Genomic DNA, 26,602 nt, shown 5'->3' with positions numbered 1-26,602 from the left:
TAGGCATTATCGTCGGGTGCATATTTCATCCTTACGGCCAAGCATATTCCACCAAGACATGGAATGTGAATTATCCTCTTCTATGGCGGCTCCGGCAGCCGCGCCTTGGTGGCAAAGCCCACCGACAGGACAGACCGCGACACGGCATTTCCTCGGATCCCGAGCGCCGAAATCCTTCAAAAAACACCTTACAGCCATTTTAAAGAGGCGAAATTCCTATCGAACTCAAGGCTGTAAGGCCTCTTTTAGAACCGCTCTGACTTTTCGCTAAGCCCTTGATCAGAATGTCTTCTTTCAGATATTCGAGACGTGGCGCAGGACCTGTTTCAGCGCCGCTCGATTGCTTGATCTGAATATCCTGACAACACCCAGCGCTGATGGCGCCGGGCGCGGGCGGCTGCATGCTCGCGTCGCGGTAGACGCGCTCGACCACAAGAAGAGTGAAACGACGCTTCTCATGGGAACAAACCCTCAAGCCTCCGGCACGACCGCTCTCACCCGTCGCACCAAACTCGTCGCCGCCTTTGCGGCTCTATCGCTCGGCATCGGTGGAACCGCCTGGGCACAGGAAAAGACGCCAGCGTCTCCTCTGCGGGTCGAACTGAACCGGCTGGAGAATGCAGGCGACAACTGCCGGGCGTATTTCCTGATCAACAACCGTCAGGGAGCAGGCTGGCGCTCGCTCAAGCTCGATCTGTTCGCGCTCGATACGGACGGCGTGGCGGCCAAGCGTCTGGCCGTGGAGATCGGGCCCGTTCCGGAGAAGAAGACGCTCATCAAGCTGTTCGACTTCGCCGGCCTCCCCTGCTCGCGCTTCGGGCGCATCCTCCTCAACGATGTGATGGCCTGCGAGGGCGCGGCCAGCGACCGTGAGCAGTGCCTCGCCGCCGTCGAGACCGCCTCCAAGGTCGACAACGTTCCCTTCGAAAAGTGAGGCCGCAGACATGAACGAGATCGCCCCCACCGCACCGCATGATCTGTCCTTCCTCGGCCTGTTCCTTCAGGCCGACCCCATCGTCAAAGGGGTCATGATCCTGCTCGTCCTGGCGTCGCTCGGCTGCTGGACGATCATCATCGACAAACTCGTGCGTCTCGTGAGGGTGCGGCGCCAGGCTCGCGCCTTCGAGGCCGCCGCCCGTTCCGGCGAGAGGCTCCATCCGCAGATCCCGGGCCCCGCCGGGCGCATCGTGGCGGCCGGCCACGAGGCTTGGCGCGACCAGGACGCGTCCGAGTCCCGGGCAGAGCGGCGGGAGCGGATCGAGCGCGCCATGCGGGCCGCGCTCGCCGTGGATATGCGCCGTCTCCAGCCGGGCCTCGCCTTTCTTGCCACCACAGGATCCGCAGCCCCCTTCATAGGCCTGTTCGGCACGGTGTGGGGAATCATGAACTCATTCTCCGCAATTGCGAAGAGTCAGGATACGAGCCTGTCCGTCGTGGCCCCCGGCATTGCCGAAGCCCTGTTCGCGACTGCCATCGGCCTCGTGGCCGCCATCCCGGCGGTGATTGCCTACAACAAGCTCACCACCGATCTCGGCCGCGTGCAGCAATCGTTCGCTGCGGGCATCACGGCTCTGGGCGACCGTCTTGCCCGTGACCGCAAGCCCCATGTCCGCGCAGAGGCCGCCGAATAATGGGCATGGGACCGCTCCGCTCAGGTGAGCCGGACGACGAGTTCGGCGCTACACCTCTTTCCGAGATCAACGTCACGCCGCTCGTCGACGTGATGCTGGTGCTTCTCATCATTTTCATGGTCGCCGCGCCTCTCATGACGGTCGGCGTACCGGTGCAGCTGCCGAAGACGGCGGCACCGAAGGTCTCGCAGCCGAAGCAACCGGTCGTCGTCAGCATCGACGAGAACGGGCAGCCCTTCCTCGACAAGGAGCCGCTCCTGCCCGAGACGATCGTGCCGCGCCTCAAGGAGCTTGCAGCTCAGGACCCGGCCCAGATCGTGCTGGTGCGCGGAGACCGGAGTGTGCCCTACGGCCGTGTCATCGAGATCATGGGCCAGGTCAGCGCGGCAGGCTTCAGCAAGGTGTCCCTGATCGCCCAGGCACCGAGCCCGACGGCGCAGTAAAGCCCGAGACAATGCAAACATTGGTTCAGGACAGGGAGACGAAGGACCAAGGCCGCCTCGGTGCAGCCTTCCTCGTTGCGCTCTCTCTCCATGCCGGCGCGCTGGGAGCCCTCGCGCTCTGGCCGTCCCGGGACGTTCAGGCTCCACCCGGCGAGCAGGAAATCACCATCGATCTGGCGCCCGCCATGGAAACCGCCGAAGCCCTCGCGCCAGCGGAAGCGGCGGCCCCGGCCGATGTTCTGGCCGAGGCGGCGGAGGTTCAGCCTCCCGAGCCCGTCACGGCCGAAGCCCTGCCGCCGGAGGAGGCGCTTCCACCGGAGGAGATGACCGAGGTTCTTCCGCAGGAGACCTCCGAAGCCGTCCCGATGGAAATGAACGAGGCCGTCCAGCCCGAAGAGGTGGCAGAAGCGAAGCCCATCGAGACCGTGCCCGCGGATGCGGCGCCCGTCGAGGCGGAAGCGGCTCCGGAACCCGAGATCGTCGCGGCCCTTCCTCCGCCCGATGAAACGGTCGTGGCGAAGACACTGGAGCAGAAGCCCGCCCCGAAGCCCAAGAAGCCGCCGGCACCGAAAAAGGTGGAGCCGAAGCCGCGCCCTGCCCCGCGCAAGGCGGTTGCCGAGCAGAGGTCAACTCCGTCCACCCCGCGCCAGGGGCAGGCCTCCTCGTCACGGGAGAACACGGGCGGTGCAGCGGCCTCGGCCGACCCGAACGTTCTCAACCGCTATGCGGCGCAACTAAGCTCCACCCTGAGAAGGCGCCTGCGCTATCCGGAGGGCCCGAAAGCGCAGGGGATCGAGGGTGTCGCAACCGTCCGTTTTACCATGCTGCGCAATGGTCGGATCGTCGGTGCCGCACTCGTGCGCAGCGCCGGACATCCCGCTCTCGATCAGGCCGCACTGGCCGCCACAGCGCCCGGAACCTCCCTGCCTCCGGCGCCGGACGCCCTTCCCCAGCAGCAGTTCACCTTCGCCGTGCCGCTGCGGTTCGACCTGCGCTGAGGAGAACGGGCACGCACGCGGAAGGCTTGGCAAGCCATCGAGCAACAAGAGGGCCCCGGCCCCATCATTCGACAAGAGGCATCACAGGCGCGGCCTTGAACCGCGTCCGGAAGGACAGACAATGAGTGCGTATCCGAATTCGACCAAGCGGCTCTCACGCCGCAAAGCTGGGCTCTGGGGCCTCCTCGCCACGACGGCTTTGGGAGGTCTCGGTCTCTCCGTGACCCATGCGGCGGCGCAGACGGCAATCGCCCAGCCGAACGGCGAGATCGCCCTCGAGACGGTGACGGTCACTGAGCGCGGCGAGACCGCAACGGGCCCGGTCCAGGGTTATGTGGCGACCCGCAGCGCGAGCGGCAGCAAGACGGATACGCCCATCATCGAGACGCCCCAGGCCGTCTCGGTGGTCGGACGCGAGCAGATCGAGGAGCAAGGGGCTCAGTCGGTGGTGGAGGCGACACGCTACTCGCCCGGCATCCGCTCGGAGACCTTCGGCGGCGACGTCCGCAATGACTGGTTCCTCATCCGCGGCTTCACGGCCCAGGCGACAGGCTATTACCTGAACGGCCTGCAGCTCTTCTCGACGTCCTTCGCCACCTTCAGACTCGAACCCTACGGCCTCGAACGCATCGAGGTTCTGCGCGGCCCCTCCTCGGTCCTCTACGGCGGCACGAACCCGGGCGGCCTCATCAACGCCATCAGCAAGATGCCCACGAGCGAGCCGCTCCGCCGGGTCGATGTGGGCGTCAACTCGTTCGGCAATGTTTTCGGCGCCTTCGACCTGAGCGGCCCGGTCGCTATGGGCGGTGACGGCAGCCAGTTCTTCTACCGGCTCACCGGGCTCGGCAAGATCGGCGACACCCAGACGGACTACACCAGGGACGACCGCGCCTTCATCGCGCCGAGCCTGACCTGGAAGCCTTCCGCCGACACGACCCTGACGATCCTCGGCTCCTACCAGCGGGACAAAACCAACGGCCAGAACTTCCTTCCCTATGAGGGAACGGTGGTCCCGGCCCCCTTCGGACGCATTCCGACACAGTTGTTCACCAGCAATCCGGGCTTCGATTCCTTCGAGCGCGAGCAGGCGATGATCGGCTATCAGTTCGAGCATCGTTTCAACGACGCTTGGACGGTGCGCCAGAACCTGCGCTACAACGCTCTCAGCATCGATTTCACGAACCTTTACGGCCTCGGCTACGCGGCCGTGCCGACGGCGACCCAGGCGCTTCTGGCGCGCGGCAACTTCGTCACCAAGCCCCGCGTCGGCCTGTTCACGGTCGACAACCATGCGGAGGTGAAGTTCGCCACCGGCCCGCTGAGCCACACCCTTCTCATGGGGCTCGACTACAAGCGCTACCGGATCGACGACGAGCAGGGTTTCGAGATGGGCCCGCCCCTCGACCTGCTCAATCCGATCTATACGCCCACCCTGCCGACGACCTCGCGCTATACCCTCAACAACATCGTTCAGAGCCAGCTCGGCGCCTATGTGCAGGACCAGATCAAGTTCGACCGCTTCACCCTGGTGCTGAGCGGGCGGCATGACTGGGTCAACACGGACACGACCAATTACCTGTTCCCGTCCGCCAGCACGGAAGGCGACGACCGCAAGTTCAGCGGACGCGTCGGCCTCGTCTACACGAGCGATATCGGACTTGCGCCCTATGCGAGCTATTCGCGCTCCTTCAACCCGCTGATCGGCACCAACAGCGCCACCCAGCGCCCCCTCGAGCCCGAGACCGGCGAGCAGATCGAGGTGGGCGTCAAGTACCAGCCCGTAGGATCCCGCAGCTTCATCGGCGTAGCCCTGTTCGACCTGACGCGCCAGAACGTGCTGACGACCGATCCGGCCAATGTCCTCAATCAGGTGCAGACCGGAGAGGTGCGCTCCCGGGGCGTGGAGTTCGAGGCCAATGCCAATCTGATAGAGGGGCTCAACCTCGTAGGCGCCTACACGATCTATGACCTTGAGACCACGAAGGACCTGGATCCGTCCCGCATCGGCCGGGTTCCGGCGGGCGTGCCGGAGACTTTCGGATCGCTCTGGCTCGACTACACCGTGCAGGAAGGAGCCCTCAAGGGCTTCGGCGTAGGCGCGGGCGTCCGCTTCGTCGGCAGTTCCTATGCGGACGAGGCCAACACCCTGAAGGTGCCGAGCTACACGGTCGCCGATGCCGCCGTTCATTACGAGCGCGACAACTGGCGCTTTGCCTTGAACGTGTCGAACCTGTTCGACGAGGTCTATGTGGGCTCCTGCTCCTCGCCCAACGCGTGCTTCTACGGCGACCGCCGCAGGGCAACCGTGAGCGCGAGCTACAAGTGGTGATGAACGCCCCGTTCCGGCGCAGAACGGCCGAGACCTTCGCCGGGCATTCCGGCGGGGCCGACGCCGTCCTCGAGATGGAGGGGGCTCACCTCTCCATCGAGGGGCATGCGCTCCTTCAGCCGACCTCGCTCGCTTTCGGGCGGGGTCGCGTCTACGGGATCATCGGCCATAACGGGTCGGGCAAGTCGACTCTCCTCAAGCTGCTGGCCCGGCAGATGCCGCCGAGCGGCGGCGCGATCCGCTTCGCCGGAACTCCGATCCAGGATTTCGGCGCCCGCGCCTTTGCGAGGCATGTGGCCTACCTTCCCCAGCATACCCCCGTCACGACGAGCCTGACGGTCCGAGAACTGGTGCGTTTCGGGCGCTATCCGTGGCATGGCCCTCTTGGTCGCGTCTCTCCCGAGGATCACCGGCACGTGGCCGAGGCCATGAGCCTCGCCCAGGTGGAGCCCTTCGCCGACCGGTTGGTGGACACCCTGTCGGGCGGCGAGCGCCAGCGCGCCTGGGTCGCGATGCTGGTGGCCCAGAACAGCGGCTTCATTCTTCTCGACGAGCCCACCTCGGCCCTCGATCTCGCCCATCAGATGGAGGTCCTGCGCCTTCTGCGGAGCCTGAGCCGCAGCCGGAATCTGGGCGTTGTCGCCGTCCTGCACGACATCAACATGGCGGCGCGCTTCTGCGACGAGCTGATCGCCCTGCAAAAGGGCGCGATCCGCATGCGCGGAACGCCCGGCGACATCATGCACTCCGACGTTTTAGAGATGGTCTACGGCATCCCCATGGAGGTGATCCGCCATCCCGTCACCGAAGCGCCCATCGGATTCGCGCGATGACTCGGAGCCTCAACCGGCGCGAGCTGATCGCAGCCCTCCTGCTTTCGCAAGCTCTCCCCGTCGGCGCACGGAGCACTGGGCGCCCGAGCCGCGTCGCCGTTCTCGATTGGGGTCTGACCTCGACCGTGCTTGCTCTCGGCATCGAACCGGTCGGCATTGCGGAGATCAATCTTTATCGTCGATGGGCGGCCGAGCCTCCTGTGCCTCCGGGAGTCCAGGATATCGGCCTGCGCACCGAGCCGAACCTCGAAGTGATCGCTGCGCTCGAGCCCGATCTGATTATCACGACACCCTTCAGCGAAAGCGTCCGCCCGCTTCTGGAGCGCATTGCGCCGACGCGCTCCTATGCCACCTATACGGCCTCTGGAGAACCGTTGGAGCAGTCTCGCCGGATCATGCGCGACATCGCCCGGGAGCTCGGCGTGGAGAGCCGGGCGGAGGCCGTGCTGGCCGAAGCGGATGCCACCTTCGACGCCGCCCGGCGCGCGCTCGTGGGCCGTGCTTTGCGCCCGCTCCTCCTCGCCGGTTTCATGGATGCACGCCATGTGCGGATCTATGGCGCCAATAGTCTCTTCGGCAATGTGCTGAACCGTATTGGCGTGCCGAACGCCTGGGACCGCCCGACGAATTATTGGGGCTTCAGCCTCGTGGGCGTCTCCGATCTGGCAGCCTACCCGGACGCGCAGCTCGTCGCGATCGAACCCATCCCTGCCGATGCTCCGGTCAACAGGGAGGGGCCGGGCCTGTGGCAGAACCTGCCCTTCGTTCGGGCCGGACGGGTCACGCCCCTGCCGACCGCCTGGGCGTTCGGCGACGTCGTTGCCGCCGAACGCTTTGCGCGCCTGCTGACAGAGAACCTCCTTGCCCATGAGCCTGCCCGTGCAAGCTAGCCGGACCAGAGGCGGCGCCGTCGGACTGGCAGGTGCGATCCTGAGCCTCGCGCTCGTGCTGAGCGCCCTGCAGCTCGCTCGCCAGCTGCCGCCTGCCCTCTGGTTCCAGGCCGCCTTGCAGCCTTCGGCCGACGACGTGCGCCAGCTCCTGTTCCATTTCAGCGCCCTGCCGCGCCTGATGACGGCGTTTCTCTGCGGGGCAGGTCTGGGGCTGGCAGGCGCCTTGTTTCAGCATGTTCTGCGCAACCCCCTCGCCTCCCCGACGACCCTCGGCGTCGAGGCGGGCGCCCAGCTCACGCTTGTGATGGCAGCCATCTGGGCTCCCGCGCTTCTGGGTGCGAGCCGGGAGATCGTGGCCATTGCCGGGGCCGTGGCCGTGACGGCGCTGATCTTCGCCGTCGCCTCGAAAAGAGGGTTTTCCTCCCTCACATTGGTGCTGACAGGACTGGTGGTCGGCCTGTTCTGCGGCGCTCTCTCCGTTGCCTTGAAACTCCTGAACCAGGAATACGTCACCTCGCTGTTCATCTGGGGAGCGGGCTCGGTCGCCCAGCAGGACTGGTCCGCCGTTGCCTATCTCCTCCCGCGCCTCCTCATCGGGGGAATCGTCGCGGCCCTGCTCGTGCGCCCCTTGACCGTCATGGCTCTGGACGACGCGAGCGCCAGCAGTCTCGGCGTTTCCCTGCAGGCGCTGCGCGCAGGTGCCCTCCTTCTCGCTGTCCTTTTGACCGCTTTCGTCACATCGGCTGTCGGCGTCATCGGCTTCATCGGGCTTGCCGCGCCGCAGATCGTCCGCCTCTCGGGGGCCCGTCAGCTCCAGGACCGTCTGATCCTCTCCCCTCTGTTGGGTGGCGGGCTCCTCGTCCTCGTCGATCAGGCCGTTCAGGCCGCTGGCGATCATTTCGCCGATTTCCTCCCGACGGGAGCCGTAACGGCCCTGTTCGGCGCGCCCCTCCTCCTGTGGCTGCTGCCGCAGTTGCGCTCGGCGGGCAATGACTGGGCCACGGACATTCATGCTACGTCACGCATCGGAAAACGTCCTCTCGGCTTTTCGGCCTTCGGCGGAATCCTGATCGCCGCCGTTCTCATGGCGGTTTTCCTCGGCCGAACTCCCGACGGCTGGTCTTTGGCCTTCGGGGAGGAGTTTGCCACCCTTGCCCCCTGGAGGGTGCCCCGTGTCGCTGTCGCACTCCTCGCCGGAGCCATGCTTGGCATGGCAGGCGTCCTGCTGCAGCGGCTGACGCGCAATCCCATCGCGAGCCCGGAAGTGCTCGGCATCGGCACAGGGGTGGCACTTGGGATCCTGGTGAGCATGGTCATCAGCGCCGCTCCCGGGCGCGCACTGCAATTGGCTCTCGGCCTCGCCGGCGCTTTCGCGGTTCTGGCGCTCCTGCTGTGGCGTGGCACGCGAGCCCGCTTTGCCCCGGATCAGCTCCTGCTGACCGGCATCGCCTTGAGCGCGCTCCTCGATGCGATCATGGTCAGCTTCCTCGCCCTCGGTGATCCGCGAGCCTCCCAGCTTCTCGCCTGGATGGCTGGCTCGACCTACCGGGCCGACGCCTCCCTGGCCTGGATGACGTTCGCGATCGCCGTCCCGCTGCTCCTCGCGACGCCTCTGACCTCGCGCTGGCTCGACATCCTGCCCCTCGGGGACGAGGCGTCGCGGGAGCTCGGCGTCGAACTCGGTGCCGCACGCCTTGTCGTGATGTTGCTGGCATCCGTGTTGACGGCGGCCTCCGTGCTGGTTGTCGGCCCGCTCACTTTCGCCGGCCTCGTCGGTCCCCATCTGGCGCGGGTGCTCGGGATGCGGCGCGCATTCGAGCAATTGATCGGCGCCGCCCTTCTCGGCGCCGTTCTCATGGTGGCGGCCGACTGGCTCGGTCGCATGGTCATCTTCCCGTTCCAGCTTCCCGCGGGCCTCGTGGCTGCCCTGATCGGCGTTCCCTACCTGATCTGGCACCTCACCCGGCGCGAGCGCTGAATCCCCATCCTGAAAGGATCCCCGCATGTCGGACGCAACCAAGGCTCCCGCTCAGAAAGAGACCAGGCTGCAACTCTGCATACTCCATGTCGTGCGGACGATTGATCTGACACCCCGCATGCGCAGGATCGTCCTCGGAGGACAGGATCTCGCCGATTTTGACGTGCCGACGAATGCGCTCGGCCCGTATGTCAAACTCCTGATCCCGCCGAAGCATCTGGCCGAACCGGAATGGCCGACCATCGGGTCCGACGGACGGCTCGTCTGGCCGGCCATCGAAAGACGTCCCGTGATGCGCACCTACAGCGTACGCCGCTTCGACAAGGCGGCTGCGGAACTGCATGTGGATTTCGTCATGCATGGGGACCGCGGCGTCGCCTCCGCATGGGCCGCCCGTGCTCAACCCGGCGATGTCGTGGGAATATGGGGGCCGGGCTGTCCCACCACGCAGAATATCGACTGGTATCTGTTCGCGGGTGACCACACCGCCCTGCCGGCCCTCGCCTTCATCATGGAGCACCTGCCGCCAACCGCGCGCGGCCAGGTGTTCATCGAAATCCCCGACGAGACGGAAATGCAGGCTCTTGCCCGCCCGGAAGGTGTGGAAGTCACATGGCTCTGCCCGAACGGCGCCCATCCCGGCACGACCTCAGCCCTACAGGATGCGGTGAAAGCCGCCTCATGGCCCTCGGACGCACGTGTCTTCGTATGGGCGGGCGCCGAAGGATCCGTCGCGCGCTCGATCCGCAACCACATGCGCACCCAGCATCGCCTCGACCGCGAGCAGATGTACGTGCTGAACTATTGGAAGCGCGGCGCCTCGGAAGGCGCCTTCGGCTATGTGGATTAGCGCGGCCCGGTGGGGTCGCACGTCCGGCTCTGCGTCTCAGCGCTTGCGCTGATTGGCCTTCACCGCATTCTCGACCTTGTCGAGCTTGTCTTCGATTTTGTCGAGCTTCGCCAGGATCTGGTAAAGAAGATCCGGCATCACGCGCGCATAGTCGACATTCTCGCGGGAGGCCTTGGCAGTCGCCTGGGCGGCTTCGATCAACTCGCGGATCTCCGCACGGGATACGGGCGCGGCGTCAGCGGCGGGAGCAGGTCCTGTTTGCGCGTGAGCCTGTGCTGCGAGTCCCAGCACGAGAATTGCAGTCGAGACGGCGCGGCGCATCTTCGTTCTCCTGGAGAAAATCATCTTAGTTCTTGTGAATTCGTGCCGTAATGCAAAGCCTTTGACAAGACAACCGTTCGGCGCTCGAACATGCAAGACAAATCTACGGAACGGCTCGAGTGCCGCTCTGCCCGGTCGCGGCAGCCTGTCCCATTTCGGGTAGGCCCACGGTCTAAGACCATCGTCCAACCACACCTGTCGCGGCATGGACTAACCTCCTCCTTGTGACCCCGAATGCAAGGAGGGCGGGTTGCTGATCCTTCACTGGCACTGGCTTATTTCAGCGCTCCTGACCCTTGCTGCCCTCGCCATCGCTTTCGAGGCGCCTTGATGCTGGGTCGGTGCCACTCGGCTCGCCGTCGACATGAATTTACGCGCTACGCAATAACGTGTTATTTCAGTCGGCGAGTTGAGAAACTTTCCCTTCATCATAGCTGTGCCATTTAAAAGGGCATGAGCAACGACACCAAGGATATAGTAGAACGGTTGCGATTCACGGCGGACATGGCCCTGCCGTCGACAACCGGGTTCACCCGCCTGAACGACGACGCGACGCGGATGCTGGGCGAGGCTGCCGACGAGATCGAGCGGCTGCGGGTCGAACTGGCGGCAGCCAACGAAGCCATCCGCCTCTCAGACATACGCCTGCACGAGACCCGCAGTGAAGACCGGGCGTTTTCTAGAGGTCGATCCGTGGAGTCTCCGCAAAAGGCAGCCCGCGGTCAGGACAGGCCGGCGCGCCCCGAAGGTCGCACTGGACTCGCTTCCGACGGCTGCTAAGGTCCCGCGCGGAGGGCATCATGAAACGGTTTCTTGTCGGTCTCGCACTGTCTGTCTTGGGGATCACACCCGCCATCTCGCAGCAGGCCCCGGTCGGGCCGCCGGTCAACACCATCCGGGAAATGGGAGAGGCCCTCTGGTCCTGCTGGAATCCACCACCGGATACCCAGAATTTTCAGGTCACGATCCGCTTCAGCTTCAAGCGTAACGGCGAAGTGCTCGGGAAGCCCCGCATCACCTACTCCACCTTCAACGGCGACGTGGAGGAGCGGAAGATCATCATGAGCCGGATCCTGGCATCTCTCGATGCCTGCACACCTCTGAACGTCACGCCGGAACTCGGCGGCGCGATCGCCGGACAGATCTTCACGATGACATTCACCTCGCCTTCCACCAAGGCATAAACCGTCATCTGGCACGACGCCGACGAGCAGGTTCGGCTGTCGGACCGTTGATTTCATCTCTTGAGGTGGGGCAGAGAGCGGTGAGCCCTGCCACTCTCGGGAATGGCAGGCCTCATCGCATGATTTATCCGATCACTGCCGATCGTGACCCGCGGGAGGCCCAATAGTCCCGCACGTGCTTTCCGTAATCCGGCTGAGAGAATGGCTCCTCGCCTGCTCCATAGCTCGGAGCTCCCATCAGTTGCTCCTTGTCGACGTCAACCACGTAGCCCTTCTTGCTCGTGTCGTAGGTCAGCATGTTCCACGGAAGCGGATGATATTTCTGGCCGATCCCCAGGAAGCCGCCGAAGCTCATCACGGCATAGGCAACCTGGCCCGATCGCTTGCCGACCATGAAGTTGTACACTTCACCGAGCTTTTCGCCGCTGCGATTGTAGACCGCCGTGCTTTCGACCTTATTGGACGCGATCAGATCCGTCGTTTCGTCATGCTCGACGGAACCGTAGGATCTCCTTTGGTCCCGGTGGCCCGAGTACTGGCTGTCGCCCGACCGCCCGAACCGTCTCCGGGCTTTGCTGCCGACCTGATCCGTGCGAACTGAGGATGCGATCATGTATCCTGCCGTTCCCCCGAGAAGAATGCCGAGCAGGATGATACCGTCATCAAGGGCGAGGCCGGTGCGGGTCCTCTGGCGCTCGTCGTAATCACCCCATTGGTCGTAGTCGTAACCCTCCAGGTCTTCATCGTAATCCGGCGAGATCGCTCTTCTTTGATCGTCCATCCCGTAGGCTGGAGATCCCATTCCGGTTCCGGAGCCCAGACGCGAAGCGCCGCCTCGATATGTCTCAGCCATATGCACCTCCTCATTGAGAGTTGGATGGTCCGACAGTCTCCTCGGACTGCGCGGCCTAGCTGTCTAACCCAGCCGGAAAGCGATGGTTCATCAGCGGCGCCATTCTCAGCCCGCAGGGACAGCGAAACCCCGCGGCACGTGAGCACCGCGGGGTGAAGAAGGTCCGCAAGGCGGACCAGTCTCTTCCGAAGGTTTACCGCTCGATCACGGTGACGACCCGGCGGGAGCTGCCCTCGACGATGTAGTACCTATCGCCGACCAGCACGACCTTACACTCGCGGATGCCGGTGATCAGGCTCTCGAGCGTTGTCGGGCAGTCGACCAGCTCGGTTACCGTAGTCGGGACCGTCTGCCCCACCGAGATGCTGATGTTCTGCTGCACCGGCCTCACATTCACGCTGCGGAGCGTCTCAACGGCTCGGGTGCGCTGCTCGCCCGACAGGTTGATGTTGACGTTGGTGTTGCCACCACCCGTGGTTCCAGACGCCGTGCCGGAGGTGCTGCCGGAGGCTCCGCCAGAGGTTCCACCCGACGTGCCGCTTGCCGCCCCGCCAGAGCCGCTGCCCGAGGTCGTTCCGGAGGCCCCGCCGGACGTGCCGCCCGATGTGCCTGAAGAGGTTCCGCCGGACGTGGTGCCGGAAGCGCCGCCGGAGGTGGTTCCCGACGCACCACCCGTGCCGCCGCCCGTCGTGCCCGAAGCGCCACCCGAAGCTCCGCCGGATGTGCTGGGAGCAACGGTCGTCCCGCCCGACGTACCGCCCGATGCACCGCCTGAAGTACCGCCCGAGGCACCGCCGCTCGTCTGAGCCACGGCCGCAAGGCTCAGTGAGAAAGCGGCAGCGGCGACTGTTGTCAGAAATGCTATGCGCATATGTAACCTCCCAAACATGAGCGGCGTACTGGAGCCGCATCAGTGGGGGATCAACGACAAATTCAGGGATGATGTTCCCTTATACTGAAGGATCGCAGGAATGATATGAAGAGACCACCCTCGCATGAAGACTTATTGAGCCCCATCGATGGGCAAACCTGGTCGGAGGAGAAGCGAGAACTCGGCATGTTCAAATGAACAACTGTTCAGAATTGGCTCGCCTCCCGATTTTGGAGCATAATTACATTAAAGCCAACGCTATAGTGTCCAATATGCGGACGAGGCTTGGCCGCAAATGCGAAGGGGCCAGGATATGTATGCGGATACTCCAACCGCTGGCATCAGGGGGATCCTCCAGGCTGCCTCTGAACCGAGATCGTCCGATCCTGCGAGCGAAGCACGTGACTGCTGCCAATCCCGGGTGGACAAGAAGCCCTATTGAGTCGCGGCTCCTGAAAACCCAAGTTCATGGGCTCTAATTCGAAATCGATGCAACGATCCGGGATACTGCGACACGGCGATGGCCTATACAAGCAACATGGTTCGCGATGTCGTGTGCAGTGCAATCGCCATTCACCAGGCCGCATATAACCAAGGTTACTGCGGCCATTGGCAAGGGCATGAAGATCCGCCAACTCGCCCGGGACATCATGAAGGCGTAGGAGAACGCCAAGCAGTGAGGCTCACATCATGAAAAGCAATCCGACGATCAACCGGCGAGCGCTTCTCGTCGGCCTTGCCGCCACCCCTATCGCCATGTCCGCCGTCGCCGCGGCGGCAACAGAATCCCAGCCGAAGCTGGTGGTCACCAAGGATCCCAACTGTGGCTGCTGTGGCGCTTGGGTCGACCACGTCCGCGCCGCAGGTTTCCCGGTGGAGGTGGTCGAGTCACCCGAGGTGAACCGCCTCAAGGTCCGCCTCGGCGTGCCCCAATCTCTCGCCTCCTGCCATACGGCCGAGGTCGGCGGCTACGTCATCGAGGGGCATGTTCCCGCGGACGCGATCAAGCGCCTCCTTGCCGAGAAGCCTCATGCCAAGGGTCTCGCGGTTCCCGGCATGCCCGTCGGATCACCGGGAATGGAAGTCGATGGCGTCGAGAACGACACCTACGACGTTGTTCTGTTCGGGGCTGAAGGACAAAGGACCTTTGCCCGTTACCGTGGGACCCGACAGGTCTGACGAGATTCGCAGCGTCTTTTCGATTTCCCGGCGTTGCATTCCTCTAAAGGCGAAAGGGTGCGCTCTTGCGCACCCTTTCCATGTCGATTCCGGACGGCGCCAGCCTCCGCTACTCCGCCGCCAACAGCGCCGGACCGGCATCCTCCGTGACAGGCGCGACATCAGATTTTCGTCCGAAGCCGAGCTTGCATGCCATGTCCTCGAGCAGGGTGAGCACCACCGGCACCACCACCAGCGTGAGAACCGTCGAGCTGATCAGGCCTCCGATCACGGCATGCGCCATGCCGGCGCGCTGCGCCCCGCCCTCGCCCAGCCCCAAGGCCATCGGCAGCATGCCGAAGATCATGGCGAGCGTCGTCATCAGGATGGGCCGCAGGCGCACCTCGGTAGCCTGCATGATTGCGGCTGAGCGTTCCATGCCGCCCTTGCGGGCTTGGTTGACGAAGTCCACCAGCAGGATCGCGTTCTTCACCACGAGGCCCATCAGCATGATGAAGCCGATCGCGGACATCATGTTGAGGGTCGATCCCCAGGCCAGCAGACCGAGGAACACGCCGACCAGCGACAGCGGAAGCGATGCCATGATGGCAAGCGGCTGCAGGAAGCTGCCGAACTGCGACGCCAGAATGATGTAGATGAAGATCACGGCCAGAAGCAGCGCCGACCCCGCGTAACCGGAAGTCTCCTCGATGTTCTTCGCCGATCCGCCGGACACGTACTGATAGCCCGCCGGCAGCTTCACCTCCTTGAGCGCGGCCTTGATCTCGCTCGTGACGTCGCCCGCGGCCCTGCCGCTGACATTGGCCGTGATCTGCACCTCCCGCGCGAGATCGCGCCGATTGATCTGGGACGGGCCGACGCCAGGCTCCAGCTTCGCCACCTCCCGCAGCGCGACCATGCGCGGCGTGCCGTCCTCGTTCGACAGCCTGCTGGCGAGATAGAGCCGCGACAGGTCCTCACGGGACTCGCGCCCCGTCTCGGGCAGGCGCACGTTGACATCGTAGTTCTCGCCGTTCGGCGCGCGGAAGCTGCTTGCATCCTCGCCGGACAGCAATGGCCTGAGCGTGTCGGAAACCTGCTGCAGGCTCACCCCGAGATCGCTCGCCAGCTCGCGATCAAGGCTGACTGCGATCGTGGGGCGGGCCGCCTTCAGGCTCGACTCCATGTCGACCACGCCCGGCACCTTTGCCATGATGGCCGCCGTCTCGTTTGCGATCCGGGCCAGTTCGTCGAGGTTCGGTCCCTGGACGCTGATCTGAACCGGCTTACCGTCGCCGACGCCCGGCAGGCTCACGGCCAGATCGATACCGGGAATCGCCTTGAGGCGCTCGCGCATCAGGTCCACCAGCTCCGTTGCCGAGCGCGTCCGCTCCTCGATGGGTTTGAGCGTGATCGCCACGCTCGCCTCGTTCTTGCCGGCCGCCTGACCGCTGTTGATCGTCGTGTAGGTGAAGTCCACCTCCGGGAAGTCCTTGATGGCGGCCTCCGCCTGACGGGCCTTCGTCTCCGTATATTCAAGGGAGGAGCCTACCGGCGCGGTCACCTTCACGGTCATCTCGCCCATATCGGCCGTCGGGACGAACTCAACGCCGATCATGGGCACGAGGGCGAAACTGCCCACGAAGATACCTAGGGCGGCCACCATCACGACCCAGCGGCGCCGCAGGCTGAAGCGCATCAGCGGCCGATAGATGGCCAGGATCCCCGCCGTCAGCTTGTCCGACAGGCTCGCGACCCAGCCGAACACGCCGCGGGGCTTCCGGCCGATGGACGGGTCGTGCCACACGCTCGAGAGCATCGGATCGAGCGTGAACGAGACGAACAGCGAAATCAGCACCGCCACAGAGACGGTGATGCCGAACTGAAAAAAGAACTTGCCGATGATGCCGCCCATGAAGGCCACGGGGGCGAACACGGCCACGATGGCGAGCGTGGTCGCCACCACGGCCAGACCGATCTCCTGGGTACCCTTGAGGGCGGCCTCGAAGTGGCCTGCCCCCATTTCGAGGTGGCGGGCGATGTTCTCACGCACCACGATGGCGTCGTCGATCAGAATGCCGATGGCAAGCGAAAGGGCCATCAGGGTCATCGTGTTCAGGGTAAAGCCCATGAAGGCGAGCGCCGCAAACGTGCCGATCACCGAGATCGGCAGCGTGAGCCCCGTGATCACGGTCGAGCGCCACGAGTGCAGGAACAGGAACACGATGGCGATAGTCAGGGCTGCGCCCTCGAGCATCGTGCTGCGCACGTTCGCGACCGAGCTGCGGATACCCTTGGACGTGTCCTTCACGATGGACAGCTCGACGTCCGACGGCAGGGAGGCCTTGAGCTCGTTCACCGCCTTGAACACGCCGTCGGCGACCTCGATCGTGTTGGCGCCCTGCACCTTCACCACATCCACCGCCAGAGCCGGCTTGCCGTTGTAGAGGGCGAGGCTTGTCTTCTCCTCCTGGCCGTCGATGACGTCGGCCACCTCGGACAGGCGGACCGGAGAGCCTCCGCGTTGGGCCACGATGAAATTGCCGATCTCGCGCGGCTCCTTCACGGTTCCCTCGATCTGGACGACCTTGTCCTCGCGCCCGCGGGTGACGTTGCCCGCCGGCAGGTCCTGGTTTTCGGAGCGGATCGTCGCCACGACCTGATCGACGCCGATGGCGAGCGCCTGCATCCGGTCCGGCTTGAGCCGGATCTCGACCTGGCGCTTCACGCCGCCGACGATGGCGGCGCTGCCCACGCCGCGCACCGTCTGAATCCGCTTGAGCACGACCTCGTCGGCCAGCGTCGTCAGCTCGCGCAACGAACGCGAAGGCGACTCCACCGCCACCGATACGATCGGCGCGCTGTCGGGGTCGAAGCGGGTGACGGTCGGGTCGTCCACCTCATCGCGGAGCTGACCGCGAATGCCGGCCACTTTTTCGCGCACGTCCTGCACGGCGGTCGCCGCAGGCGTGTCGAGGGTGAACTGCGCAATCACGATGGAGCGCCCCTCGACGGAACGCGAGGTGAGCGTGTCGAGACCGCTGATCGTGTTGACGGCATCCTCGATCTTGCGGGTGACGTCGCTCTCCACCGCCTCCGGGGAGGCCCCCGGATAGGAGGCCGTCACGACGACCGTGGGGATGTCGACGTCGGGAAACTGATCGACGCCGAGACGCTGATAGGAGAACAGCCCGACCACGAGAATCGCCACCATCATCATGGTGGCGAAGACCGGGTTGTTGATGCTGATACGGGTGAGAAACATCTTACTTTCCGCCGATGCGGACCGGAGTACCCGGTTCGAGAATGATGGACGGGGCGCTCACAACAGTGTCGCCCTCCGACAGGCCCGACTTCACGGCGACCAGGGTGGCCGTGGCGTCCTCCGACACCTCGACCGACTGCCGGGCGATCTTGCCGCCGTCGAGCTTGAGCACGTATTTACGGTCGGCGTCGCCGCGCACCGCTTCCGGCGGGACTGCGACGACCTCCTTTACCTCCCGGACAACGATGTCGCCCGAGGCGAACATGCCGCCGCGCAGAACCTGGTCGCCGTTTTCGACCCGGATATAGACCGGGATCGAGCGGGAGCCGGCTTTCGTCGTCGGATTGATCCGTTCGACTCGGCCGGAGAACTCTCGACCTTCGATGCCAGGCACGCGGAAGCTCGCCTTCTGTCCCACCGCCACGAGTGCAATCTCGTTCGTCGGCACCGGCGCCTCGATCTCGAGCTTCGCCAGGTCGATCAGCGTCAGCAGCTTGCCGTCCACGGGAACCTTGTCGCCCGGATTGACGGCACGCTCGGACACGAACCCGTCCATCGGAGCCTTTACGACGGCCTCCTCGAGCGCCTTCCGGGCGAGGTCGACCTGCGCCTGCTGTGCGCGAACGCTCGCCTGGGCAGCCCGGTACGAGCTCTCGACCTCGTTCACGGAGGCCTGGGCCGCATAACCTTTCTGCTGAAGGCTGAGCTTCATCGAGCGGTTCTTCTCCGCCAGCACAAGCTGTGCCTTCGCGGATTCGAGGTTGGCCACGCGCTCGTTCAGCCTGGTTTCGAGATCCTCGGTATCGAGACGCACGAGGACGTCACCCTTCTTTACAGGCTGGCCCTCCTGAACCAGGACCTCCGACACCTTCGCCGCAACCTCCGACTTGAGCGTCGTCTGATCCACAGGGCGCAGGGTACCGGCGAGCGGGACGTTGAACCGAAGGTCCGTCTTACGCACTTCGGAGATCTCGCTCGCTGCGAGTTCGACCACCGTGGGCCCGGGAGCCGTAGTCGGAGCCACCGCCTGGGCCGTATCGTTCTTCAGGTAGCGCGCCCCCCCGGCTCCCGCCGCAACGACGGCGGCCACGGTAAGCACGACAGCAAAGTTTTTCTTCAAGGTAATGCCCCTAGTGCTGGTCATGTCCGACGAGTTCGCCGGCCGCGGATGTACCCACGTCGCTTTCGCTCCGGCCGAGCTCGGCCAAGAGTTCCGGAACGCTCTCGCGCAGGAATGAGAGTTCCGCCTCGGCCAGGACCCTCCCCATGCGAACCAGGAACCGGTGCCCCGGGCGGCAGGTGTTGGTGGATGCTTCCATCTCGGCCTTGATCTGCTCCAGTTCCGCCACCCGATTGGCGAGGACGTCTCGCAGCTTCTCAGGAGGAAGCAGATCGGCGAACATCAGCAGCGTCACCAACTCGGAGCGGATTCTGTGCCGTCCCTCCGAGGCCCGGAGCGACGCAGCCAGAGCCTCGCGACCTCTGTCGAGCAAGGTGTAGACGGTCTTGTTCGGCTTGCCTTCCTGCGGCACGACCGTCGCCGAGACGAGGCCCTCCTGATCGAGCAGCTTCAGAGCGGCGTAGATCCCGCTCGGAGCGACGTCCATGAAGCGGGCGAAGACCTCCTCGACACGCTTTCTGATCTCGTAGCCGGAGGCGTCCCCCATGGACAGGACGGCAAGGCAAAGGGTTTTTGTGTCCAAAGCGGAATACTCCATATTGGAGTATGATGTAGGCGCGCCAGCATGCAGCGTCAATAGTCCCAAGGCCCTATAACGAGGGGTGACGCGCGAAGGCACGGCAATTCGAACGACAACCTTGGCTGTGAGCAGAGCTCGTAGCCGGGCCTCCCCTCACCGCGTCCGAGGCTCGTGCCGAGTCAGGGCCTCTTCACCGGTGCTCGGATCTCGCTTCGGGCGGACTTCCAAGGCAGGGAGGTTCAGTCACCGGCAGTCCGCAACCGCCGCAATCCCTCTCCAAGCAGGGCGACAATCAGGATACCGGCGGTCAGCACACCCATGTCGCGCCACGCCAGGGAGAATCCGCCCAGCGAAACCAGCAGCGCGGTCGCAGCAGCAGGCGGATGGGAGGCTTTGAGCGGAACCTGAATCAGGAGCGTCGCCCCCATCGCGATCACCGACGCCCAGATCCGGGGCCAGCTCAGCTCGTTCGACGACAACACGGGCGGAGCGCTCCCTGCCCCCAGGATGAGGACGCCGGTGATTGCGGCCACGATGCCGGCCGCATGCCCTACGACGACATTGTAGAGCTTTGCGGAACTCTGCCCCGGCTTATGCACCTGCAGAAAAATGGTCGGCCCAAGGCTCGGGAACAGCCACGGCAGGCCGGCCCAGTATCCCGTCGCGCCGACGACAGCTGTCAGCAGCATCGCCGACAGCGGCGCCCAAATCCACTCGGGAATGCTCTTCACGGGCTCTCATCCTTACGAGGGAACCGTAAGAGCCTGAGGCGAAGCCCGCTTGATCCGCGTCATCAACCAGGTGCGCTGTCGGTGGTTCTGCTCATCGATCCGCTTGATGAGGCCCTTCATCTGCTCATCGCGCAGCCCGCTTGCGGCTTGGGCGAGGATGACGAGCGATACATGCGATTCGTTGGCGAGAAGCCAGCAATCGTGCAGGTCGCGAACCAGGCCGAAACCGGTCGCCTTCTGCTGCGGCTTCAGGGCATTTCCGAGGCGGTCCGTCTCGGCCACCCTCTCCTCTCCGTAGCGCTCGATGAGAGAACGCAATTCGTCGAGCTCCTTGCGGGACCAGTGCGCCAGAAGGTGGCATTCGTTCCGAATGTCCGGCTCGCGCGCATGCGTCTCGGCAACCTTTTCCAGCGCGTCTGCCAGCGCCCGCTCGCTGCCTTCCAGCAGGCCGAGATACTCACGGACGTGCCGGTGCTCGGGCTTGACCACCTTCATGGCCGCATCCGCCATGTGCTGGAGGCGGTCGACCACCTCGGACGCAACGGTAGGCGCCTTGTCGGGCTGATCCGTTTGCGGCTCGTCGATTTTGCTGATGGATACCGCCGCATACTTGAAGTGCGGCTGCTTGCTTACAGCGTCCCATTCGAACAGGGTCAGCTCGTTCGCCGCGCGCATCCGCTCCGGGTCGTCCCAGTAGCCGTAGTGGAACGGAATGAAGACTCTCCCCGGCTCGATGTCGCCGATCCTGATACGGGCCTCGACCTTTCCCCGCCGGGAGGACACGCTGACCCAATCGCCCTCCCTCAAGCCGTTTCCGAGCACGTCCGCAACGTTCATCTCGATGAAGGTATCGGGCGCGGCATTGTGGAGTTCCTCGGAGCGTCCCGTCTTCGTGCGGGTGTGGAAATGGTAGACGAGCCGGCCTGTCGAGAGCCAGAACGGATATGCGTCGTCGGGCTCCTCGTGGGGAGCGTGGTACTCGGCTGCCTTCAGGAGAGCCTTTCCGCTCGGATTGAGGGCTTTGTATTCGGTCGGCGTGACCACGCCGCCGGTGACGAGGTCATGCCCGAAGCTTTCGCAATACTCGGGCTCCGTAGGGAAATGATGGTCCTCGTAGAGCCGTTTGGTGCCCTCCGGCTGCTGCTCGTTGCAGGGCCAGGGAATTCCTGAGCCTCCCGTGAGCTTGGCGTAGGACAGCCCCGTGTAGTCGCAGGGCCGCCCCCGGGTGCAGGCCTTCCACGCCTCGAACGTGCTCTCCGGATCGTGCCATTTGATCAGCGGCCGCCCATCCTTGTCGCGGAAGTCCATGCGGCGCGCATAATCCAGGAAGATATCCAGGTCGGACTTGGCCTCGCCCGGCGGTTCGACCGCCTTGTGGGTGATATGCACCGTGCGGTCGACATTGGTGAAGGTGCCGGTCTTCTCGCCCCAGCCCGCAGCCGGCAGGACCACGTCCGCCAGTTCCGTCGTCTCTGTCGGGAACATGTCCTGCACCACCACGAACAGGTTCGGGTTCTTCAGGATGGAGCGTACCCGACCGAGGTCAGGCAGCGAGACCGCCGGATTGGTGGCCTGGATCCACAGCATGCGGATCGAGCCTTTCTCCGCATAGTTGAAGATTTCGAGCGCATGGGTCGGAGGAGCCCAATGCGGGATCTTGTCCATCTCGACGTTCCACAGCTCCGCCAGCTCCTTGATGTGCTCCGGGTTATCCCAGTTGCGGAAAGCAGGCAGGTCGCCGTCGGCTCCGCATTCGCGGGTATTCTGGGCGGTCGGTTGGCCATTCATCTGCAGCAGACCACAGCCCTGCTTTCCGATGAAGCCGCGGATCAGGTTGATGTTGTTGACCTGCACGGCCGCCGCAGTGGCCTGCATCGACTGGTAGACGCCCTGGAGCACGGTGGATACGAGGCTCTTGGCTTCCGTGAGCATACGCCCGGCCTCCCGAAGCCTCTCAGCGGGCACGCCTGAGAGCTCCTCCACGCGTTCTGGCGTGTATTTGGAAACGGTCTCCTTCAACTTGTCGAAGCCGATCGTGTGCGCCTCGACGAAGGCTCGATCCACTCCGCCCCCCTCGATGATGAGGTTCAGAAGTCCGTTGAGGACAGGCACGTTCGTGCCGGGTTTCGGAGAGAGATGGATATCTGCTTCCTTGGCCGTCGGTGTCTCGCGCGTGTCGATTGCGATGAGCTTGGGCGGGTTCGGCTCGCGACGGCGGTCGAGCACCTTCATCCAGAGAACGGTATCGGTCTCGGCGATGTTGTGACCGACGTGAAGGATGCAGTCCGTCGTATCGATGTCGGAGTAGCTGCCGGGCTGCCCGTCGGAACCGAAGGTTTCCTTCAGCGCCGCAGCGGCAGTCGCAGTGCAGAGGCGGGTATTGCCGTCCATATGCGGCGTACCGATGCCGGCTTTGCCGATGACGCTGAGGGTGTAGTACTCCTCCAGCATCAGCTGACCCGTGGTGTAGAAGCCGATCGAGGAGCCCGTATAGTCGCGGATCAGCTCCTGCGACCTGGAGACGATGAGGTCCATCGCCTCGTCCCAGCTCGCCTCGCGAAAGCCCGTGCCGGAGCGGATAAGGGGTCGGGTCAGACGATCCGGGCTGTTGTTGGCGCGCCAGCCATGCAGGCCCTTGGGACCGAGTCGTCCTCGATTGACCCGATCGACCTCGCGGCCGCGCACCCCGACGATGCGCCCGTCCTTGACGCCGATGTCGAGAGCGCAGCCGTTGGAGCACAGGACACAGGCCGATTGAACCCAGCGCTCGGGCTCCTCGATCAAAGCCTCGTCGACGCGGGCAGGCCACTGGTCCTCGCCATGGAAGCCAGTGCGCTCCCCCCAGATGCCTGCAATGCTGTCCCGGCTCTGGCGGATCGCCCTGCCCGCCTCCCCAAATCGGCCCCGTCCCTGACGCATGGCACTCTCTGCTGATCGAGATACAACGGTCGCCAACTTGTCCGGAGGTGCATTGTTCCTGCTCCTCCTCGCGAGTGCCTGTGCTTCCACCGCAAAGTTTTGGTACGGTAGTGGACCATCGAGGTGCCGATGCTGTTCAACCTCTTTTCGGCACGGCGCGTTGATTGGGCGAAGCCACTCAGAACAACCGAACGGATGGAAATTGAAGCCGCGCCTGCAACAACAGCCCATGGACATGGCCGGTGGATCCCGGATGGGAGCCCTTGCCCGGCAGATCGGTCGGGCCGAGTGGCCCATCCTGCTGGCGAGCCTCGCTGCGGCAGGCGCTATCTGGGCCTTCGTCGAACTGGCGGACGAGGTTGTGGAGGGCAGCACCCACGCCATCGACCGGAGGCTCCTTCTCGCCCTTCGCAGTGAAGCCGACCCGGCAGAGCCGCTAGGCCCTGCCTGGCTGGAGGAGATGATGCGCGACTTCACGGCGCTGGGCGGGGTCGGCGTCCTGACGCTGCTCACGGTAGGCGCGGTGGGTTACCTTTTCCTGACCGACAAATGGCGTGCCGCTCTTGCAGTTCTGCTTTCGGTCGCTGGCGGAATCCTGCTGAGCACCCTGATCAAGATGGGCTTCGACCGCCCCAGGCCCGATCTTGTCTCCCACGGTTCCTATGTCTACACGGCCAGCTTCCCAAGCGGTCACTCCATGATGGCGGCCGTGGTCTACCTGACCTTGGGCGCGCTGCTTGCACGGGTCCAGTCGCCCAAGCGCGCGAAGGCGTACATTCTTGTATCTGCCGTGCTCCTGACGATCCTGGTCGGCATCAGCCGGGTCTATCTCGGCGTTCACTGGCCGACCGATGTATTGGCAGGCTGGGCCGTCGGCGCTGCCTGGGCGTTGCTGTGCTGGGTCGTCACTTTGTGGCTGCAGGCGGAGGGCAAGGTCGAGCGTGAGGCGGTTTAGGGGATGCGAAGCCTTCGCTGCCCCTGCGAAGCGGGCGCCCCTCGCCTTCGGGATGCGCCGCGGCCCAGCCGGCAGGCCGCTTGCGGAGCCTCTGTTTTGTCCGCCACCGTACGGAATTTGCCGCACGGCCACCACCCATGAGGAACGCTGCTCGTATCCCTCTGTTGTTCATGGGAATGACGCTCGCTGAACACTTCGATGCTCCACGAGGGATCTCGATCGATGCAAAAGATACACCGTAAGGTGCTGCTGGGCCTGCTTCTGTCGGCACCGCTTGCTGCCATGGCGCAGAATGCCACGCCTCAGCGCGTTTCTCCTCAGACCCAGGTGAACCAGGGCACGTCGGACCCGGCGAGCACGGCCGCACTTCCGTTCCGAACCATGCGGGCCGGAGAACTCGAAGGAAGCGGTGTCTATAATGCACGAGGAGAAAAGCTCGGTGAAGTGAAGCGTCTCGTCTTCAAGTCCACCGACGGACGCCGCTTCATCGTTCTCGATAGGGGCGGATTCCTTGGTGTTGCCGAGAAGGAAGTCCCTATCCGCCTGGACCAGGTCTTCTATCAACAGGGCCGTCTGGTTGTGCGGGATGTGACCGGGCCTGAGCTGGAGGCTGTTCCGGACTGGGACGTCAGGGACCATGAATACCGCGAACTCGTGGATTCCGACATCGTCAACATACCTCAGCTCTAGCAAAGCCCCTGCCCGATTAACCCGATCCCCGGCCGACCTGCGGGATCGTTCAAGGAGGAATTCATGCGGACATTTCTGCACTTCGTGAGTCTAGGCGTTTCGATCATATTGACGGCCCCCGCCCATGCGCAGGCCGGTGGCACGGCAGGAGCTCCGGTGCCTCCGGGCAGCGCGACGTTCGAGCTGGAGCGGTATCTCGGGCCATATACGCCGGGAACCCTGCGCCCCTCGGATTTCGTCGGACGGGAGGTCCATGGCGCGGACGATCAGGTGATCGGCGAGATTGCCGACGTGCTGTTTGGGCCCGACGGCCGAATGTCCGAGTTCGTCCTCGAGGTTGGCGGCACTCTCGGTTTCGGTGAACGCAAGGTCCGTGTTCCGGTCCATGCCTTCCGGATCGATCCGGGGACCACGGCAACGACCGGCACTGTCGGGGGCCTAGCTCCCAGCACCGAGGCGGGAGTCGACACCCGCATGAGCAACCGGATCAGCCCGGTCGTCTATCCCGATCGGATCATCCTTCCGATGTCGGCCGAGCAGCTCAAGGCGATGCCGTCGTTCAACGGCTGACGTGTAAAACCGTCCAGGGACCGAGTAGGCCGGGTCCGGGTATCGCGGGGATCGAGGCGAGATCCGCGATATCGGCGCTCGCTCGGCAAGCCGCGACCTCGTCTTCAACCGGGGACGATCAGGGTCTTCTCGAGCAGGCGGGCATACTCGTACCTGATCACGCGATAACAGCCGCAGGCGAGGCGCTCCAGCCTCGGCCGGCTCGCGATAGTGATGCACCCGCGGTCGGTGTGAATGGCGCCGGCCTCCTTGAGATTGCTGATGGCGACCGTGACGCTGGGCCTGCGGACGGTCAGGCTGTTGCTGAGCGTTTCGTGCGTTACGGGAATGAGATCGCACTTGAGCCAGTCGTGAGCCAGCAGGAGCCATCGTGCAAGGCGCTGCTCCGTCTCATGGCGTGAACTGCACAGCACGAGTTGGGAATTCTGCACGGTGATCGCCTGGGTATAGCCCAAGAGGAGATCGTGCAGTACCGGCGTGCGGGCCATGGCAGCTCGAAGGCTGGCGGCGCTGATCATGAGCGCTTCGCCCGGGATCAGCATGACGGCACGCAGGGGAGCATCAAGAGTACCGAGAACGACCGGTGCCCCGACCATGCCCATTCGGCCCAGAACCCCGACTTCGACGGGATCGTCGCTGTTGGTTTTGGCCTGCAGCGAGACCAAGCCACTCTCGATGAAGAAGACGTGATCCTGCTTCTTATAGTAGTCCTGCAGGATGGATCCGCGAGGAATGACGGCGAGTTCCAGTTCCGTGAGGATGTATTCCAGCTCGGAGGGTGGCAACGCTGCGAGCAGTCTGTTCCGAGGTCGCCCATCGAGGAGTAGCTTCGGCTCAACGGGTGTTCGTTCAAAGCTCATGCCGATCACCTCACCCATCCTTGGCCTTCTGTGGCGTCAACGATCCTGGATGCTCTCAAAACAGCGAGTACATAGCTCCTGTGAAGTCATGGCTTCGGCACGCCAGAGGATGAGCCCATCAACAATTTTGCAAGTGTAGGCTCAGAACTTGCCGCCTTCGTTCATCCCTCACTCCGGGTGCGTGATGTTCCTCTGGCTAAGAATCATCAGTCGTTCGCGGAGTCGAATAGGACGTTTCAGTTCCGGCGGATGCGTGCAGCCCTCATCTGTGATGACGCGACCTCACGTCGTTGCGTGTACCATCCCCTGAGGCTGCTGGAGCCGGCGGATTTCTCCGCCGGCTCGTTGTTTTGGTGTGGGGCGAGGTGTGGGATTACTCCCAGACCCGCAGCTCGGCCTGCTGGTTGCGCGGCAGACGCTGGAAGCTGTCGAGCTGATCGCGATAGTCGTCCATCGCCTCGATGTCCTGCTCCGTCACTCCGCGGATGAACAGCTGATCGCCCCGAAGCCAGAACCGCTCCAGCGGAAACGCCACACGGTCCGCCCCGATCCCGAGAAAGCCGCCCGACTCCA

The 26,602-nt window shown here is 64.3% G+C and carries 25 protein-coding genes; 15 read left to right on the top strand and 10 right to left on the bottom strand.

The genetic code is table 11. The features are described from left to right. Positions 1-340 precede the first annotated feature (340 nt). The 9 genes from LGR44_RS16110 (at position 341) to LGR44_RS16070 (ending at position 9,952) form a co-directional block, all read left to right on the top strand. Entirely contained in the window at positions 341-934 is a 594-nt protein-coding gene (locus LGR44_RS16110) for a Tat pathway signal protein (protein ID WP_226741732.1), read from the top strand. A 10-nt stretch (positions 935-944) separates the two neighbouring features. After that, the gene (locus LGR44_RS16105) at positions 945-1,631 is read left to right on the top strand and encodes a MotA/TolQ/ExbB proton channel family protein (protein ID WP_226741731.1); all 687 of its coding nucleotides are present in this window, start codon (positions 945-947) and stop codon (positions 1,629-1,631) included. Further along, the gene (locus tag LGR44_RS16100) at positions 1,631-2,074 is read left to right on the top strand and encodes an ExbD/TolR family protein (protein ID WP_226741730.1); all 444 of its coding nucleotides are present in this window, start codon (positions 1,631-1,633) and stop codon (positions 2,072-2,074) included. The genes LGR44_RS16105 and LGR44_RS16100 overlap by 1 nt, the downstream gene beginning before the upstream one ends. Before the next feature lie 11 nt (positions 2,075-2,085). Continuing rightward, complete coding sequence (locus LGR44_RS16095) at positions 2,086-3,072, top strand: energy transducer TonB family protein (protein WP_226741729.1); 987 nt, start codon at positions 2,086-2,088, stop codon at positions 3,070-3,072. A gap of 121 nt (positions 3,073-3,193) precedes the next feature. Then, on the top strand, positions 3,194-5,401 hold the full coding sequence (locus LGR44_RS16090) for a TonB-dependent siderophore receptor (protein ID WP_226741728.1): 2,208 nt from the start codon (positions 3,194-3,196) through the stop codon (positions 5,399-5,401). Beyond that, the gene (locus LGR44_RS16085) at positions 5,401-6,234 is read left to right on the top strand and encodes an ABC transporter ATP-binding protein (protein WP_404809935.1); all 834 of its coding nucleotides are present in this window, start codon (positions 5,401-5,403) and stop codon (positions 6,232-6,234) included. Before LGR44_RS16090 ends, LGR44_RS16085 begins: the two co-directional genes overlap by 1 nt. Next, positions 6,231-7,124 (top strand): ABC transporter substrate-binding protein, encoded by an 894-nt coding sequence (locus LGR44_RS16080; protein WP_226741727.1) that lies wholly within the window; start codon positions 6,231-6,233, stop codon positions 7,122-7,124. Before LGR44_RS16085 ends, LGR44_RS16080 begins: the two co-directional genes overlap by 4 nt. Continuing rightward, positions 7,114-9,102: a Fe(3+)-hydroxamate ABC transporter permease FhuB gene (fhuB, locus tag LGR44_RS16075; protein ID WP_226741726.1), complete on the top strand. Its 1,989-nt coding sequence runs from the start codon at positions 7,114-7,116 to the stop codon at positions 9,100-9,102. The genes LGR44_RS16080 and fhuB overlap by 11 nt, the downstream gene beginning before the upstream one ends. Positions 9,103-9,127: 25 nt before the next feature. Next, entirely contained in the window at positions 9,128-9,952 is an 825-nt protein-coding gene (locus tag LGR44_RS16070; RefSeq protein ID WP_226741725.1) for a siderophore-interacting protein, read from the top strand. A 36-nt stretch (positions 9,953-9,988) separates the two neighbouring features. Here the strand turns inward: LGR44_RS16070 and LGR44_RS16065 are convergent, their stop codons facing one another. After that, complete coding sequence (locus tag LGR44_RS16065) at positions 9,989-10,273, bottom strand: hypothetical protein (protein WP_226741724.1); 285 nt, start codon at positions 10,271-10,273, stop codon at positions 9,989-9,991. A 453-nt stretch (positions 10,274-10,726) separates the two neighbouring features. Here LGR44_RS16065 and LGR44_RS16060 point away from each other — a divergent pair, with 453 nt between their 5' ends. After that, positions 10,727-11,053, top strand: a complete 327-nt coding sequence (locus tag LGR44_RS16060; protein WP_226741723.1) for a hypothetical protein — start codon at positions 10,727-10,729, stop codon at positions 11,051-11,053. A gap of 20 nt (positions 11,054-11,073) precedes the next feature. Beyond that, positions 11,074-11,457: a hypothetical protein gene (locus tag LGR44_RS16055; RefSeq protein WP_226741722.1), complete on the top strand. Its 384-nt coding sequence runs from the start codon at positions 11,074-11,076 to the stop codon at positions 11,455-11,457. 124 nt (positions 11,458-11,581) lie between these two features. Here LGR44_RS16055 and LGR44_RS21975 read toward each other — a convergent pair whose 3' ends face one another. Both LGR44_RS21975 and LGR44_RS16045 read right to left on the bottom strand, forming a co-directional pair. Further along, positions 11,582-12,310 carry a PRC-barrel domain-containing protein gene (locus LGR44_RS21975; protein WP_319004862.1) on the bottom strand — a complete coding sequence of 243 codons (729 nt, stop codon included), beginning with the start codon at positions 12,308-12,310 and terminating at the stop codon, positions 11,582-11,584. 193 nt (positions 12,311-12,503) lie between these two features. Further along, positions 12,504-13,181 carry a DUF1236 domain-containing protein gene (locus LGR44_RS16045; protein WP_226741721.1) on the bottom strand — a complete coding sequence of 226 codons (678 nt, stop codon included), beginning with the start codon at positions 13,179-13,181 and terminating at the stop codon, positions 12,504-12,506. Between the two features lie 690 nt (positions 13,182-13,871). Between LGR44_RS16045 and LGR44_RS16040 the strand changes: the two genes are divergently transcribed. Beyond that, a complete protein-coding gene (locus LGR44_RS16040; protein WP_264196571.1) occupies positions 13,872-14,360 on the top strand; it encodes a DUF411 domain-containing protein in 489 nt (162 codons plus the stop codon). Positions 14,361-14,469: 109 nt separating this feature from the next. On the opposite strand, the gene LGR44_RS16035 is transcribed toward LGR44_RS16040, so the two are convergent. The 5 genes from LGR44_RS16035 to LGR44_RS16015 form a co-directional block, all read right to left on the bottom strand. Further along, a complete protein-coding gene (locus LGR44_RS16035) occupies positions 14,470-17,604 on the bottom strand; it encodes an efflux RND transporter permease subunit (RefSeq protein WP_226741720.1) in 3,135 nt (1,044 codons plus the stop codon). A 1-nt stretch (position 17,605) separates the two neighbouring features. Continuing rightward, a complete protein-coding gene (locus LGR44_RS16030; protein WP_226741719.1) occupies positions 17,606-18,724 on the bottom strand; it encodes an efflux RND transporter periplasmic adaptor subunit in 1,119 nt (372 codons plus the stop codon). A gap of 10 nt (positions 18,725-18,734) precedes the next feature. Next, positions 18,735-19,307: a PadR family transcriptional regulator gene (locus LGR44_RS16025; RefSeq protein WP_226741718.1), complete on the bottom strand. Its 573-nt coding sequence runs from the start codon at positions 19,305-19,307 to the stop codon at positions 18,735-18,737. 236 nt (positions 19,308-19,543) lie between these two features. After that, complete coding sequence (locus tag LGR44_RS16020; RefSeq protein WP_226741717.1) at positions 19,544-20,035, bottom strand: HPP family protein; 492 nt, start codon at positions 20,033-20,035, stop codon at positions 19,544-19,546. Between the two features lie 12 nt (positions 20,036-20,047). Continuing rightward, positions 20,048-22,954: a molybdopterin oxidoreductase family protein gene (locus LGR44_RS16015; RefSeq protein WP_226741716.1), complete on the bottom strand. Its 2,907-nt coding sequence runs from the start codon at positions 22,952-22,954 to the stop codon at positions 20,048-20,050. Between the two features lie 235 nt (positions 22,955-23,189). Here LGR44_RS16015 and LGR44_RS16010 point away from each other — a divergent pair, with 235 nt between their 5' ends. From LGR44_RS16010 to LGR44_RS16000, 3 genes are all read left to right on the top strand, one after another. Then, entirely contained in the window at positions 23,190-23,909 is a 720-nt protein-coding gene (locus tag LGR44_RS16010) for a phosphatase PAP2 family protein (RefSeq protein WP_226741715.1), read from the top strand. A 222-nt stretch (positions 23,910-24,131) separates the two neighbouring features. Beyond that, the gene (locus tag LGR44_RS16005; protein ID WP_226741714.1) at positions 24,132-24,599 is read left to right on the top strand and encodes a PRC-barrel domain-containing protein; all 468 of its coding nucleotides are present in this window, start codon (positions 24,132-24,134) and stop codon (positions 24,597-24,599) included. Between the two features lie 63 nt (positions 24,600-24,662). Next, the gene (locus LGR44_RS16000) at positions 24,663-25,169 is read left to right on the top strand and encodes a PRC-barrel domain-containing protein (protein ID WP_226741713.1); all 507 of its coding nucleotides are present in this window, start codon (positions 24,663-24,665) and stop codon (positions 25,167-25,169) included. A 104-nt stretch (positions 25,170-25,273) separates the two neighbouring features. Here LGR44_RS16000 and LGR44_RS15995 read toward each other — a convergent pair whose 3' ends face one another. Then, entirely contained in the window at positions 25,274-25,954 is a 681-nt protein-coding gene (locus LGR44_RS15995; protein WP_226741712.1) for a Crp/Fnr family transcriptional regulator, read from the bottom strand. 448 nt (positions 25,955-26,402) lie between these two features. Continuing rightward, positions 26,403-26,602 (bottom strand): hypothetical protein (locus LGR44_RS15990; RefSeq protein WP_404809934.1); only part of this gene is annotated, 200 nt, incomplete at its 5' end.

Origin of the sequence: Microvirga lenta (assembly GCF_020532555.1) — a bacterium.
Classification (GTDB): domain Bacteria; phylum Pseudomonadota; class Alphaproteobacteria; order Rhizobiales; family Beijerinckiaceae; genus Microvirga; species Microvirga lenta.
Note: the sequence above shows the minus strand (reverse complement) of the source record. Positions and strands in the feature narration are given on the sequence as shown.

Bases quoted from the DNA above. Each gene is read 5' to 3' on its own strand.
- LGR44_RS16065 (WP_226741724.1), bottom strand. From the start codon at position 10,273: ATGCGCCGCGCCGTCTCGACTGCAATTCTCGTGCTGGGACTCGCAGCA.
- LGR44_RS16100 (WP_226741730.1), top strand. From the start codon at position 1,631: ATGGGCATGGGACCGCTCCGCTCAGGTGAGCCGGACGACGAGTTCGGC.
- LGR44_RS16095 (WP_226741729.1), top strand. From the start codon at position 2,086: ATGCAAACATTGGTTCAGGACAGGGAGACGAAGGACCAAGGCCGCCTC.
- LGR44_RS16015 (WP_226741716.1), bottom strand. From the start codon at position 22,954: ATGCGTCAGGGACGGGGCCGATTTGGGGAGGCGGGCAGGGCGATCCGC.
- LGR44_RS16010 (WP_226741715.1), top strand. From the start codon at position 23,190: ATGGCCGGTGGATCCCGGATGGGAGCCCTTGCCCGGCAGATCGGTCGG.
- LGR44_RS16055 (WP_226741722.1), top strand. From the start codon at position 11,074: ATGAAACGGTTTCTTGTCGGTCTCGCACTGTCTGTCTTGGGGATCACA.
- LGR44_RS16035 (WP_226741720.1), bottom strand. From the start codon at position 17,604: ATGTTTCTCACCCGTATCAGCATCAACAACCCGGTCTTCGCCACCATG.
- LGR44_RS16040 (WP_264196571.1), top strand. From the start codon at position 13,872: ATGAAAAGCAATCCGACGATCAACCGGCGAGCGCTTCTCGTCGGCCTT.
- LGR44_RS16000 (WP_226741713.1), top strand. From the start codon at position 24,663: ATGCGGACATTTCTGCACTTCGTGAGTCTAGGCGTTTCGATCATATTG.
- LGR44_RS16045 (WP_226741721.1), bottom strand. From the start codon at position 13,181: ATGCGCATAGCATTTCTGACAACAGTCGCCGCTGCCGCTTTCTCACTG.
- LGR44_RS21975 (WP_319004862.1), bottom strand. From the start codon at position 12,310: ATGGCTGAGACATATCGAGGCGGCGCTTCGCGTCTGGGCTCCGGAACC.
- LGR44_RS16090 (WP_226741728.1), top strand. From the start codon at position 3,194: ATGAGTGCGTATCCGAATTCGACCAAGCGGCTCTCACGCCGCAAAGCT.
- LGR44_RS16105 (WP_226741731.1), top strand. From the start codon at position 945: ATGAACGAGATCGCCCCCACCGCACCGCATGATCTGTCCTTCCTCGGC.
- LGR44_RS16080 (WP_226741727.1), top strand. From the start codon at position 6,231: ATGACTCGGAGCCTCAACCGGCGCGAGCTGATCGCAGCCCTCCTGCTT.
- LGR44_RS16070 (WP_226741725.1), top strand. From the start codon at position 9,128: ATGTCGGACGCAACCAAGGCTCCCGCTCAGAAAGAGACCAGGCTGCAA.
- LGR44_RS16085 (WP_404809935.1), top strand. From the start codon at position 5,401: ATGAACGCCCCGTTCCGGCGCAGAACGGCCGAGACCTTCGCCGGGCAT.
- LGR44_RS16060 (WP_226741723.1), top strand. From the start codon at position 10,727: ATGAGCAACGACACCAAGGATATAGTAGAACGGTTGCGATTCACGGCG.
- LGR44_RS16005 (WP_226741714.1), top strand. From the start codon at position 24,132: ATGCAAAAGATACACCGTAAGGTGCTGCTGGGCCTGCTTCTGTCGGCA.